A 12,777-nucleotide genomic window follows, 5' to 3' on the forward strand; every position below is an offset into this window, starting at 1 on the left:
TTCAGATCGGCGCGCGGGAGTCGCGCGCCGATGGCAATCAATGGCCCGCGTCGGCGACGCGCGTTTGCACCGCGTCGGCTACACCGGGTTCGTGTTCGGTTTGGGCCGGCGCGCTGGGCGTGGGCACGGCTGCGCCGGGTGTGGTTTCGCGGCTGCGGTGTTTGTCGACGCTGCGGACGGTGGCGCTTTCAGGCTTGGTGTCGGCGGGTTTTGCATCCGCCGGTTTTACGTCTAATTTCTCGGCGGGTTTGTCCGCCGCGGCCTTGTCAGCGGACTTTTCGCTCGCGTGGGCGACCGCTTTATCCGCCTTTTCCGCTTTCTCGGCGCGCTCGGATCTGTCCTGCCCGCTGTACTCGACGTGCGCCGCGCGAATCACCGCCAGCGGCGCGGGCGTGGCCGTCAGCGTGGGCCGCTCAGCGGTGGATTCCGATGCCGCTGCTGCAGCGGCGCGGCTCTCACCGCGCCCCGCACCACGTTCATTCTTGCGATCCGGGCTGCGCAAGTCGAGCGCGGTCTGCACACCGGTCACGCCGGGCACGATCTCCGGCTCGGCATTCTTCGCCGCACGGGCCCCCTTCGAACGCTTCGGCTTGGCGACCACGGCAGGCGCCGCGGCCATCACTTCGTCGAGCGCCTTCTTAGCCGCGGCCTGCTCGGCCGCGCGGCGGCTTGCGCCCGAACCGGACACTTTCACATCCAGTTTCGGCACGGTGCATTCAACTTCGAACTGTTGATTGTGCGCCGCACCATGAGTCGCGACGACCGTGTAGGTAGGCAGTGCGATCTTGTGACCCTGCAAATATTCCTGCAGAAGAGTCTTCGCGTCTTTGCCGAGCGTGCGCGGGTCGATGTGATCGAGAATCGGCACGTAGAGGCGCTTAATGACCGTTTGGGCGGCCTCGAAGCCACCGTCGAGGAATACTGCACCCAACACTGCTTCGAGCGTGTCAGCAAGGATTGACGGCCGGCGGAAGCCGCCGCTGCGCAGTTCGCCCTCACCGAGGCGCAGGCCTTCGGAAATATTCAGGGCCTGAGCAATTTCGTAAAGCGACTGCTGTTTGACCAGATTGGCGCGGACGCGCGACAGATCGCCTTCGTCCAGCTTGCCGAAACGTTGGAACAAAAGCGCAGCCACCGCGCAATTCAGAACGGAGTCGCCGAGAAACTCGAGCCGTTCGTTATGCGTGGCGCTATGACTGCGGTGCGTTAAAGCCTGGCGCAACAATTCCGCATTGCGAAATTCGTAGCGCAAACGGCTTTCCAACGGAGATAGGGGCATGGGCAGAGTATAACGCGGGCGCCTGCCCCGGCGAAAACGCGGGACGGCCAGCGGAAAAAGCGTAGTGAAGCGACGTTACCGCAGGTTCTTAAAGTAGCGTGATAACACGCCGCGGCCGATACGTGGCATCTGCGCGGCGTGTCGAGCAATCAATGCATACGCGCTCAGTTGAATGAGCCGATGCGTTTCAGATTGCTGAAGTTCATCCAGATGAAAAACGCGCGGCCGACGATATTCCTGTCCGGCGCAAAACCCCAGTAACGGCTATCGGCGCTGTTGTCGCGGTTGTCGCCCATCATGAAGTAATTGCCCGGCGGCACTTTGCAGATCACGCCGCGTGCGTTGTACGTGCAGTTATCGCGATACGGATAATCTTCCGCGCCGACGATGAACGGCGGCACGGCCGGATTGTTCAGAATCGCGTTCTTGCGGCCGCCAAGATCTTCTTCGAACTGCTTCGCGTAACCGAGGCGCTCTTCGTCGAGGTAATCAGGCAGCGGCGTTTCCGGCACCGGCTTGCCGTTGATCGTCAGTTGCTTGTCCTGATAGGCGACGGTGTCGCCCGGCAGACCGATCACGCGCTTGATGTAATCGACCGACTCGTCTTTCGGGTAGCGGAACACCACCACGTCGCCACGTTCGAGCGGACGGCCTTCAGTGATCTTCGTATTGCTGATCGGCAGACGGATGCCGTAATCGAATTTATTGACGAGGATGAAGTCGCCCACCAGCAGCGTCGGCACCATCGAACCCGACGGAATCTTGAATGGCTCGACCACGAACGAGCGCACCACGAACACCACCAGAATCACCGGGAAGAAGCTCGCCGAATACTCGAGCCACCACGGTTGACGCAGCTTGTCATCACGCAGACGGGCGCGCGTTTGCACCGCGTTTTCGTCGGCGAAACGTTCGCCGACACGTGCTTGCTGACGGTCGAACTCAGCGACCGCAGATTCCGCCGCGAGCCGCCGTTGCGGCATAAAAACCAGTTTGTCTGCGACCCATGCGACGCCCGTCAAAATGACGAGCACAAAAAGAATCAGCGCAAAATTCATAGGGTTCCGTTGTTCGTCTTATTTGTCTTCGACACGCAGGATCGCGAGGAAAGCCTCTTGCGGAATCTCGACCGATCCCACCTGCTTCATTCGCTTCTTGCCTGCCTTTTGCTTCTCGAGCAGTTTCTTCTTACGGCTAATATCGCCGCCGTAGCATTTTGCCAGCACGTTCTTACGCAACGCTTTAATGTTTTCGCGCGCAATAATGTTCGAGCCGATGGTGGCCTGAATCGCGACGTCGTACATTTGACGAGGAATCAGCTCACGCATTTTCGCCGCCACTTCGCGGCCGCGATACTGGCTTTGCGAACGGTGCACGATCACGGACAATGCATCCACCTTGTCGCCGTTGATCAGCATGTCGACCTTCACGACATCAGCCGCGCGGTATTCCTTGAACTCGTAGTCCATCGACGCGTAGCCGCGTGAGATCGACTTCAGACGATCGAAGAAATCGAGCACGACTTCGCCCATCGGGATTTCGTAGGTCAACTGCACCTGACGACCGTGATATTGCATGTTGATCTGCGTGCCACGCTTTTGCGTGCACAGCGTGATCACCGAGCCGACGTAGTCTTGCGGCATGTACAGATTGACGGTGACGATCGGCTCACGCACTTCTTCGATCTTCGAGGGCTCCGGCATCTTGGCCGGATTTTCGACCATGATGGTCGTGCCGTCGCGCTGCAGGACTTCGTACACCACGGTCGGCGCCGTGGTGATCAGGTCCATGTCGAACTCGCGTTCAAGACGTTCCTGAACGATCTCCATGTGCAGCAGACCGAGGAAGCCGCAACGGAAACCGAAGCCGAGCGCCTGCGACACTTCCGGCTCGTACTGCAGCGAGGCGTCGTTCAGCTTCAGCTTTTCCAGCGAGTCACGCAGCGCGTCGTACTGGTTCGCTTCGACCGGATAGAGACCGGCGAACACCTGCGGTTTCACTTCCTTGAAGCCCGGCAGCGGCTCGGTAGCAGGACGATTCACCAGCGTGACGGTGTCACCCACCTTCGCGGCGGCCAATTCCTTGATGCCGGCGATGATGAAGCCCACCTGCCCAGCGGACAGCGATTCGAGGTTCTTCGACTTCGGCGTGAATACGCCGACATGCTCGACCGGGTACTGCGCGCCGGTCGCCATCATGCGGATCCTGTCTTTCGGACGCAGCGTGCCATTGACGATACGCACCAGCATCACGACGCCCACGTAGTTGTCGAACCACGAGTCGATGATCAGCGCTTGCAGCGGTGCTTCCGGGTCGCCCTTGGGCGGCGGCACCTTGGCGATCAGCGCTTCGAGCACGTCTTCCACGCCCTGGCCGGTCTTCGCGCTGCAATGCGTGGCATCGGTTGCGTCGATGCCGATCACGTCTTCGATTTCGGAAATCGCGTTTTCCGGGTTCGCGGCCGGCAGGTCGATCTTGTTGAGCACCGGAATCACGTCGACGCCGAGCTCAATCGCCGTGTAGCAGTTGGCGACGGTTTGCGCTTCCACGCCCTGGCTTGCGTCGACGACCAGCAACGCGCCTTCACACGCGGACAGCGAGCGGCTGACTTCGTACGAGAAGTCGACGTGGCCCGGCGTGTCGATCATGTTCAGGTTGTAAATCTGCCCGTCACGGGCCTTATACGTCAGTGCAGCGGTTTGTGCCTTGATAGTGATGCCGCGCTCGCGCTCGAGATCCATCGAGTCGAGCACTTGAGCTTCCATCTCGCGGTCGGACAAGCCACCGCAAATCTGGATGATGCGATCGGCGAGCGTCGACTTGCCATGGTCGATGTGCGCAATGATCGAGAAGTTACGAATATGATCCATTCAGTGCCGATCAAGCGAAAAAGGCGCGCTCGGACAATAGCGGAGCACGCCTTGTAAGTAGGTGAAAAACCTATCTATTTTAGCCGAAAAGGCTATCGCCCGGCGCATCTTGCGAGGTCCGGGCGGAAAAGACGGCTCAGGAGAGGCGTAAAACTTGATGTGAAAAGCGCGCGCGTTTATGCATCCAAGGCGCCTAAGGCGCCGCCGCAATACGAGCAGCGCGTGCGGCGAGCGCGGTACGAACCCGCGCCGCGTCCAGGTGATAGTGACACAGTTCGACACCGTCACAGACCAAAACCGGCACCAACTCGTTGTAACGCACTTCCAGCAAGGGATCGGCGTCGACGTCGACCACTTCTACCCGTGCGCCGAATTCGGCCAGCAGCGGCTCGAGCGCGGCGCGCATGTCGTCGCACAAGTGACACCACGCGCGCCCGTAGAGCGTGAGCGGCGCCGCCACTTTTATTTCGCGCCGCCGCTGCGCGGACGAATCGGTACGAACTGCGTGTTCTCGCCGCGGCGAACCAGCAGCGCAACCATTTTCTGCGGATCGAGGTGCGAGACCACATCGTCAAACTGCTTCGCACTTGTGATATCCGTATCGCCGACGCGCAGTACGATGTCGCCCTTTTGCAGCCCCACGCGCACCGCCGGACCGTCAACTGCATCGATCTGCACGCCGTTGCGCAGTTTCAGCGCCTTCAACTGATCGGCGGGGATATCGCTGACCGCGAGACCCAGCATGTTCGTCGCACGCTGTTTCGGCACCGGCGGCTTCTTCTGATCCGCCTTGGTGGTCTTGTCCGGCTGCATCTCTGCAATCGTGACCGGCAGATCACGCGTCTGACCCTTGCGCCAGATCGTAATCGTCGATTTAGTGCCCGGCTTCGTGTCGCCGACCATGCGCGGCAAATCCGTTGCAGTGTCGACCGAGTGACCGTTGAACTTCAGGATGATGTCGCCCGGCTGCACGCCGGCCTTATCAGCCGGACCGCCCGGTTCGACGCTGCTCACGAGCGCACCCTGCGCCTTCGGCAAACCGAGCGAATCGGCCACGTCCTTCGTCACTTCGCCGATCGCCACGGCAATCCTGCCGCGTACAACCTTGCCGGAGGCCTTCAACTGGTCGGCCACGCGCATCGCTTCGTCGATCGGAATCGCGAACGAAATGCCCATGAACCCGCCTGTGCGGCTATAGATCTGCGAGTTGATGCCGATCACTTCGCCTTGCATATTGATCAGCGGACCACCCGAGTTGCCCGGATTGACGGCCACGTCGGTCTGAATGAACGGCAGGTAATCGCCCGTGTCGCGCCCCTTGGCGCTGACGATGCCGGCGGTCACGGTGTTCTCGAGACCGAACGGCGAGCCGATTGCGACCACCCACTCGCCTACGCGCACCTTGTTCGAGTCGCCGATCGTGATGGTCGGCAGATTGGCCGCGCTGATCTTGACGACGGCAACGTCGGTCCGATCATCGACGCCGATCAGCTTCGCCTTGAATTCGCGCTTGTCGGTGAGCGTGACGTAAATGGTGTCCGCGTCGTCGACGACGTGCGCGTTGGTCATCACGTAGCCATCGGCCGACAGAATGAAACCGGAGCCGACGCCGCTGTTCTGTTCGGGATCGTTGCTATCCGGTGTGTCCTGGCTGCCACCGCTGCCACCGTTATCGCCGCCGCGCGGCGAACCAGGAGAACCCGGCGACTGCGGCGACTGCGGCAACGGGATGCCGAAGAAGCGACGGAAAAACTCCGACATGTCGCCGTCGTCCATGCCCGGAGGCAGACCGCCGCGCGCGCCGCTGCTCGAAACGCGCGTAGTGGTGCGGATGTTGACGACGGCCGGGCCGACCTTGTCGACCAGATCGGTGAAGTCGGGCAGATTGGCGGCGGGAGCCGCCGACGCCGTATGCGGCAAAAGCGGCAAACACGCCACTACCACCGCGGCCGCGAGGAATTTGCGCACCGAGAAAGTCGTCATATCGTAGCAAGCCGAGGGATTCGAGGGATTCGGAAGATTACTTCGGAGCTTTGTATTCTATGGCAGACGCAAATTGCTGCAATGTGCTCTGGGGCACTTCACCAAGCAGAGTAATCCAGAAGTCGCCGCGCCGCTTGACCAGCACGTGCGTCGCGCCGCTGCTACCTGCGCCTTCCTTGCGGGTATTATTTTCGACCGGCTCGACGAACACCGAAATGGCCGCGAGACCGTCCGAGAACACCGCCTGGTCGACCGGAATGGTAGGCTGGCCTGCCTCGCGCGCAGCCATTGGGCGGCGTAGTTCGCGGATCTTGCGGAAGCCGGGCACCGTGGGCGTGATCTGCCAACCTTGTGCTTGCATATCGACAGGCTCGACCGGCGGACGCACGACGGTCCAACCTGCCGTATTACGAATACCGTTGACGATGGCGGACTTGTCGACCGGCACACCGACGCGAACCTGAGAAAACGACAATTGCTCGAGCACCTGGCCATTCGGGTCGAGCGTCTGCGCACGCAGCAGCAAGCCGGTCTTCTTGTCGGCCCACAGTTTGTACGCGAAGCGATAGGCGTCTCTCGGATCGAGCTCGATCACCTGGCTGTCGACGCCCGCGACGCGGTCGTCGCCGAGCAGTTTCGGCTGGTACACCGCCAGCACCTGCTCGCCGCTGACCGCCAGCAAGGCCGGGAACGAGTCTTTGTTCTGGCGCTTCTCGACCACGCACAGATGCCGCTCCGGCACGAACGTGTAGAGCTCTTCGTTATGACGCAGCATTTTGCGCGGCTTGCCGTCGAGGCTTTCGAGTTGCTCGTATTCGCCGTCCGTGCGGGTCGCGTAGTGCGCGATCCGCGACGTCTGAACGTAATTGCCGCGCTGATAGACGAATGCGCCCTCGTAATTCTGCTGCTGCGCGGCCTGATGGATCCGGTCGAGCAGATCCGCGGCCGTGCGACGGGCGACGAGCGGATCGTCGGTTTGTGCAAAGACCCGCGGCGTAGCGGACAACAACACAGCTGCGCAGAACAGAAAAGCCGGCAGCCGCCCCCAGATAGTCGTTTTATTCAACCGCGGAGTCTGCATCAAACTATTGGCCTTGCGTAGAGACGGCGGCAGCGCGAATCAGCGGCATCGAACCCGGCATGACCGGTTGTTGCGCGAATTGCTGATGGGCCTCCAGATACTGATCGAGACTCGCATCACGAATGATATTGGCGTCTTGTGCAACCGGCACAACGGTGGCGGCGGGCACCGAAGCCATTGCCACGCGCTGCAGCGAATCGCCGTGCGACTGGACCGATGCGACCTGCGTCATGCCGGGACCGCCCGGCACGCCTTGCAGTTGCGGCACGACGATCCAGGTGAGCGTGGCAGCGGCGGCCGCGACGGCAAATGCCGGCACGACACGGCGGCGCAACGCCAGCAGACGGCGCGCGACCGGCATCGCGGCAGGCGCGAGCACGTGCGGCTCATTTTCGAAGCGCGCGGCGAAACCGCTCAGGAATGCACTGCTCGCCGCGGGACTGACCGCCAGATCGTCGGAACGCAGCGCGTCGCCGATCAGGTGATAGCTCGACCAGGCGGCACGATCTTCGCCGTCCAGCTCGGAAAGAAACTTGTTCAGATGCTCTTCGCCGAACAGCTCACCGTCGACAAAAGCGGACAGACGCTCGTTGCGCGAGCTGGCTTGCGATTGCATCGAGACCGACCCCATGATGCTCCCCATCTTACAAACACCCCGTAGTGACACCACTAACCCAGATATTGCACCCGTGCTCCCGTCCTGCCGGCTGGTCGATTACCAGCGCTTGCCTTCAGGTGTGTCAAGCAACGGACGCAATTTTGCCGCAATGGCTTCGCGAGCGCGGAAAATTCGTGATCTGACTGTACCAATTGGGCAACCCATCATCTCAGCGATTTCCTCGTAGCTCAAACCTTCTATTTCACGAAGAGTAATGGCGGTGCGCAACTCTTCCGGTAAAACCGCCATCGCAGCATTGACCGTCTCAGCGATCTGCTTGCTCATCAACATCGACTCAGGCGTGTTGATATCCCTTAGTTGGTCCGCGTCCGAGAAAGTTTCAGCTTCTTCAGCATCTGCTTCGGTCGAAGTCGGTGCGCGCCGCCCTTGGGTCGCAAGGTAGTTCTTTGCCGTATTGACCGCAATCCGGTACAACCACGTATAAAACGCCGATTCCCCGCGAAATTGCGGCAATGCCCGGTACGCCTTGATAAAGGCGTCCTGGGCGACGTCTTCCACTTCGGCAGGGTCGCGCACGAGGCGCGAGATCAGCCGGAGAATCTTGCGGTGGTATTTGGAGACCAGAAGCTCGAACGCGGCCTTGTCGCCCTTCTGGACGCGCTCGACCAGCACCTGATCAATTTCTTTTTCGCTCACCTGATAAATCCGTTAACTATAGGGCGCATGGCGGGGCACCATTGTAGCTTCCCCATCACTGCGGCACGTTACTACGGTAACAGCGGTTACAGTCGTTACAGTCACGCACCCGCGCCGCGCCGGCCCAGCACGGCCAGTTCCCGGAAGACCGGCTCAGGGAGTACGTCGGCGGCGACCAATAGCGTACGGGAGCGCCCATGATCCGGCGCGAGGGCCAGAACAAGCAGGCGGCCGCTCCATTGCGAACACCCGGCAATGCGGCCCTGCGTCAGCAGATTCCCTGCACGACCCCAGGCCGACAACCCGTCCGGCCCGAGTTTGAGCGCGACAGGCTGCGCACGCTCGTGCTTCGCCGCGCACAGCGTCAGCAACGCCAATACGGCGAACGTCAACGGAAGAGCCTGCCAGGCGCCCAGATGCGATGCGAGGCAGGTATAGACAGCCAACGTGGCGGTCAGGACGAAAAAAACCGACGCGGCGCGCATGGCGACGGAGCGCCGCAACGTAATCCGTTGCGGCGCTCCGTCGGGCGTTGCCGATCCGAGGGAAACCGCCGGCTGAGCCGGCGTCGTCGACTGGCGCGTCACCCAGGCGATCAAGCGCTCAGGCGCGCTTGAAAACCAGCGTGCCGTTCGTGCCGCCGAACCCGAACGAGTTCTTCAGCGCGACGTCGATCTTCATCTCCCGCGCCGTGTTCGCGCAGTAATCGAGATCGCAGGCCGGATCCTGATTGAAGATGTTGATCGTCGGCGGCGACACCTGATGATGCACGGCCAGCACCGTAAACACGGACTCCAGACCGCCGGCGCCGCCCAACAGGTGACCCGTCATCGACTTGGTCGAATTCACGACCATGTCTTTGGCGTGGTCGCCAAAAGCGCGCTTGATGCCGGTGGTTTCGGCCAGGTCGCCGAGCGGCGTGGACGTGCCATGCGCGTTCAGGTAGTTCACCTGATCCGAATTGATACCCGAGTTCTTCATGGCGGCCAGCATGCAGCGGCGCGCGCCGTCGCCATCTTCTAGCGGAGCGGTCATGTGATAGGCGTCCCCGCTCATCCCGTAGCCCCCGACTTCGGCGTAAATCTTCGCGCCGCGCGCCTTCGCGTGTTCGTACTCTTCGAGCACCATCACGCCGGCGCCCTCGCCCAGCACGAAACCATCGCGATCCTTGTCCCACGGACGGCTCGCCGTTGCCGGATCGTCATTGCGTTGTGACAGCGCGCGCGCCGCCGCAAAGCCGCCGACACCGAGCGGCGACACGGTCGATTCGGCGCCGCCTGCGATCATCACGTCGGCGTCGCCGTATTCGATCAGGCGCGAAGCCTCGCCGATACAATGCAAACCCGTCGTACACGCGGTAACGATGGCGAGATTCGGCCCCTTGATGCCGAACTTGATCGACAGATGGCCGGAGATCATGTTGATGATCGATGCCGGCACGAAGAACGGCGAAATACGGCGCGGGCCGCGATTGAGAAGCTCGGTTTGCGTCGCTTCGATCATCGGCAAGCCGCCGATGCCCGAACCGACCACCACGCCGATGCGCTCCGAATTCTCATCGGTGACTTCGAGGCCGCTGTCCTGCATCGCCTGGATGCCGGCCGCGACGCCGTAATGGATGAACGTATCCATGTGGCGCGCTTCCTTACCGGGGATGTAGTCCTCGATATTGAAGCCCTTCACCTCGCCGGCGAAGCGAGTCGAGAAGTTCGATGCATCGAACTTCGTGATATTGGCAATACCCGACTTGCCGGCGACCAGATTGGCCCAGCCGTCGGCAACATTATTGCCAACAGGCGAAATCAGCCCCAGGCCTGTAACAACAACACGACGGCGGCTCACGGTAACCCCTTTTTCATAGATGACAAAAACAAAAGCCACAGCGGCCACACAGGAACTTGCCCTGTGTGCCCTGTGGCTGTTAAGTCGGCAATCGCGCGGACAACTGCGCTGTCAACATCGCTGGCTCCTGCACGGCAAAAAGCGCCAGCCCCGCTGGCGTCGACAATCGACACGGCAGGGCATCATACGCCGCCAACGCAGAAACGCAGGCGCGAATGACTTTAGGCCTTGACGTTCGCGCGAGCGTAGTCGATCGCTTGCTGAACGGTCGTGATCTTCTCGGCTTCTTCATCCGGAATTTCCATGCCGAATTCGTCTTCGAGGGCCATCACGAGTTCGACGGTGTCGAGCGAGTCAGCGCCGAGGTCATTCACGAACGAAGCTTCGTTCTTGATTTCCGCTTCGGCAACGCCCAGTTGTTCTGCGACGATCTTCTTGACGCGCTGTTCGATATTGTCCATTACCCCTCCAAGGGAAAAGAAGTTCAAAAATACAGGTGCGCGCATTTTATCAGGTTTGACCCCGCAAAAAAGCGGCGCATCGGGTTGCTGTCAAGGCATGCGCCTTACGCTTTTGCAAACGCATCAAGGCGCGGATAGTAACCGAATTTGGTTACGACATGTACATTCCGCCGTTCACATGCAGTGTCGTGCCGGTGATATAACCCGCGTGCGGCGACGCGAGGAACGCGACGGCGTGCGCGATATCTTCCGGGCTGCCGAGACGGCCGAGCGGAATCTGCGTCTTCAGCGCCGTCTGCTGCTCTTCCGGCAGGGTCTTGGTCATGTCGGTATCGATGAAGCCCGGCGCGACGCAATTGACGGTGATGCCGCGGCTGCCGATCTCACGCGCGAGCGCCCGCGTCATACCCGCCACACCCGCTTTCGCGGCGGCGTAGTTGACCTGCCCCGGGTTGCCGGCCGAGCCGACCACCGACGTGATATTGATGATGCGGCCGCCCTTCGCCTTCATCATCGGACGAAGCACGGCGCGCGACAGACGGAACACCGACTTGAGGTTGGTGTCGATCACCGCGTCCCAGTCGTCGTCCTTCATGCGCATGGCCAGTTGGTCTTGCGTGATGCCGGCGTTGTTCACGAGCACATGCAGCGCGCCGAATTCCTTCACCGCGCCGTCGATCAGCGCTTCCGCTGCGGCAGCGTCGTTGACGTTGAGCACCGCGCCGCGGCCGGTCACGCCTGCCGCGCTAAACGCTTCAGTGATTGCGGTTGCACCGCTTTCGCTGGTCGCCGTGCCGATCACTGTCGCGCCCTGGCGCGCCAATTCCAGCGCGATCGCACGGCCGATGCCGCGCGACGCGCCCGTCACGATTGCGATCTGCTTATCGAGAGTCTTTTCCATCTGTCAGTCCGGATGCCCTTCGGAGGGCTGATTGATTCCTGAAACGGGTCTTGAAACGACGCATCGTGCCGCGTCCTGAAGCCGCTGATGCCTATCACGCGGCGTTCAGGCCGCCGTCACGAGCTTGAGCGTTTCTTCGAGCGAAGCCGGATCGAACACCGAGGCGCCGATCAGATTGCCGTCGATACGCTTGGTCAAACCGGCAAGGACCTTGCCCGGCCCGCATTCGATCACGTGCGTGACGCCCTGCCCAGCCATCGCCTGCACGCTTTCGACCCAGCGCACCGCGCCGGCCGCCTGACGCACCAGTGCATCCTTGATCTGCGCGGGTTCGTTGACCACGGCAACATCGACGTTGTTGATCACCGGAATGGAAGGCACCTGCACGTCGACGCTAGCCAGGTATTCGCGCAATTGATCCGACGCGGGCTTGAGCAGCGATGAGTGGAACGGCGCCGAGACCGGCAGCGGCAACGCGCGCTTCGCGCCCTTCGCCTTCGCGACTTCGCAAGCCTTTTCGACCGCAGCCTTATGGCCGGCAATCACGACTTGCGCTGGCGCATTGAAATTCACCGCTTCGACGACACCCGCAACCGACGCTTCCGCGCAAACCGCGCGCACCGTGTCGTCGTCGAGGCCGAGAATCGCGGCCATGCCGCCAACGCCTACCGGCACCGCCGTTTGCATCGCCTGCGCGCGAAAACGCACAAGCGGCACGGCATCGCGAAACGCGAGCGCGCCGGCCGCGACCAGCGCGGTGTATTCGCCGAGGCTATGACCGGCGACGACCGCAGGCTTCGGGCCGCCCGCTGCCTGCCACGCGCGATAGATCGCGTACGCGGCGGTCAGCATGACCGGCTGGGTGTTGGTGGTGAGGTTCAGATCTTCGACAGGGCCTTCGGCGATCAGCTTGCCGAGGTCCTGATTGAGCGCGTCGGACGCTTCCTGAACCGTCTCACGCACGACCGCATGATCGGCGAATGCGTTGAGCATGCCGACCGCCTGCGAGCCTTGCCCAGGAAAAACGAACGCAAATTTCATATCG

13 protein-coding genes are annotated in these 12,777 nt (G+C 61.6%); all 13 read right to left on the reverse strand.

What is annotated here, in order from left to right:
* Nucleotides 1-37 precede the first annotated feature (37 nt).
* The 13 genes from rnc to fabD all read right to left on the reverse strand — a co-directional run bounded on the left by rnc (nucleotide 38) and on the right by fabD (nucleotide 12,773).
* Entirely contained in the window at nucleotides 38-1,279 is a 1,242-nt protein-coding gene (gene rnc, locus AC3WOG_RS15430) for a ribonuclease III (protein ID WP_492578798.1), read from the reverse strand.
* Between the two features lie 164 nt (nucleotides 1,280-1,443).
* The gene (gene lepB, locus AC3WOG_RS15435; RefSeq protein ID WP_492578799.1) at nucleotides 1,444-2,337 is read right to left on the reverse strand and encodes a signal peptidase I; all 894 of its coding nucleotides are present in this window, start codon (nucleotides 2,335-2,337) and stop codon (nucleotides 1,444-1,446) included.
* Between the two features lie 18 nt (nucleotides 2,338-2,355).
* Nucleotides 2,356-4,149, reverse strand: a complete 1,794-nt coding sequence (gene lepA, locus AC3WOG_RS15440; RefSeq protein ID WP_492578800.1) for a translation elongation factor 4 — start codon at nucleotides 4,147-4,149, stop codon at nucleotides 2,356-2,358.
* A gap of 193 nt (nucleotides 4,150-4,342) precedes the next feature.
* On the reverse strand, nucleotides 4,343-4,615 hold the full coding sequence (locus AC3WOG_RS15445; RefSeq protein WP_492579815.1) for a glutaredoxin family protein: 273 nt from the start codon (nucleotides 4,613-4,615) through the stop codon (nucleotides 4,343-4,345).
* A complete protein-coding gene (locus AC3WOG_RS15450) occupies nucleotides 4,612-6,132 on the reverse strand; it encodes a DegQ family serine endoprotease (protein ID WP_492578801.1) in 1,521 nt (506 codons plus the stop codon). Before AC3WOG_RS15450 ends, AC3WOG_RS15445 begins: the two co-directional genes overlap by 4 nt.
* 37 nt (nucleotides 6,133-6,169) lie before the next feature.
* The gene (locus tag AC3WOG_RS15455; RefSeq protein ID WP_492578802.1) at nucleotides 6,170-7,213 is read right to left on the reverse strand and encodes a MucB/RseB C-terminal domain-containing protein; all 1,044 of its coding nucleotides are present in this window, start codon (nucleotides 7,211-7,213) and stop codon (nucleotides 6,170-6,172) included.
* Nucleotides 7,214-7,217: 4 nt separating this feature from the next.
* Nucleotides 7,218-7,844, reverse strand: a complete 627-nt coding sequence (locus AC3WOG_RS15460; protein WP_492578803.1) for a sigma-E factor negative regulatory protein — start codon at nucleotides 7,842-7,844, stop codon at nucleotides 7,218-7,220.
* Nucleotides 7,845-7,928: 84 nt separating this feature from the next.
* A complete protein-coding gene (gene rpoE, locus AC3WOG_RS15465) occupies nucleotides 7,929-8,528 on the reverse strand; it encodes an RNA polymerase sigma factor RpoE (RefSeq protein WP_006051939.1) in 600 nt (199 codons plus the stop codon).
* Nucleotides 8,529-8,629: 101 nt separating this feature from the next.
* Complete coding sequence (locus tag AC3WOG_RS15470; RefSeq protein ID WP_492578804.1) at nucleotides 8,630-9,115, reverse strand: protein YgfX; 486 nt, start codon at nucleotides 9,113-9,115, stop codon at nucleotides 8,630-8,632.
* A 16-nt stretch (nucleotides 9,116-9,131) separates the two neighbouring features.
* Complete coding sequence (fabF, locus tag AC3WOG_RS15475) at nucleotides 9,132-10,370, reverse strand: beta-ketoacyl-ACP synthase II (RefSeq protein WP_492578805.1); 1,239 nt, start codon at nucleotides 10,368-10,370, stop codon at nucleotides 9,132-9,134.
* A 221-nt stretch (nucleotides 10,371-10,591) separates the two neighbouring features.
* Nucleotides 10,592-10,831 carry an acyl carrier protein gene (gene acpP, locus AC3WOG_RS15480; RefSeq protein WP_004197638.1) on the reverse strand — a complete coding sequence of 80 codons (240 nt, stop codon included), beginning with the start codon at nucleotides 10,829-10,831 and terminating at the stop codon, nucleotides 10,592-10,594.
* A gap of 151 nt (nucleotides 10,832-10,982) precedes the next feature.
* Nucleotides 10,983-11,732, reverse strand: coding sequence for a 3-oxoacyl-ACP reductase FabG (gene fabG / locus AC3WOG_RS15485; protein WP_492578806.1), 750 nt, complete (start codon nucleotides 11,730-11,732; stop codon nucleotides 10,983-10,985).
* 105 nt (nucleotides 11,733-11,837) lie between these two features.
* The gene (gene fabD, locus AC3WOG_RS15490) at nucleotides 11,838-12,773 is read right to left on the reverse strand and encodes an ACP S-malonyltransferase (RefSeq protein WP_492578807.1); all 936 of its coding nucleotides are present in this window, start codon (nucleotides 12,771-12,773) and stop codon (nucleotides 11,838-11,840) included.
* Nucleotides 12,774-12,777 lie beyond the last annotated feature (4 nt).

This window comes from Paraburkholderia sp. FW306-02-B (genome assembly GCF_058782725.1).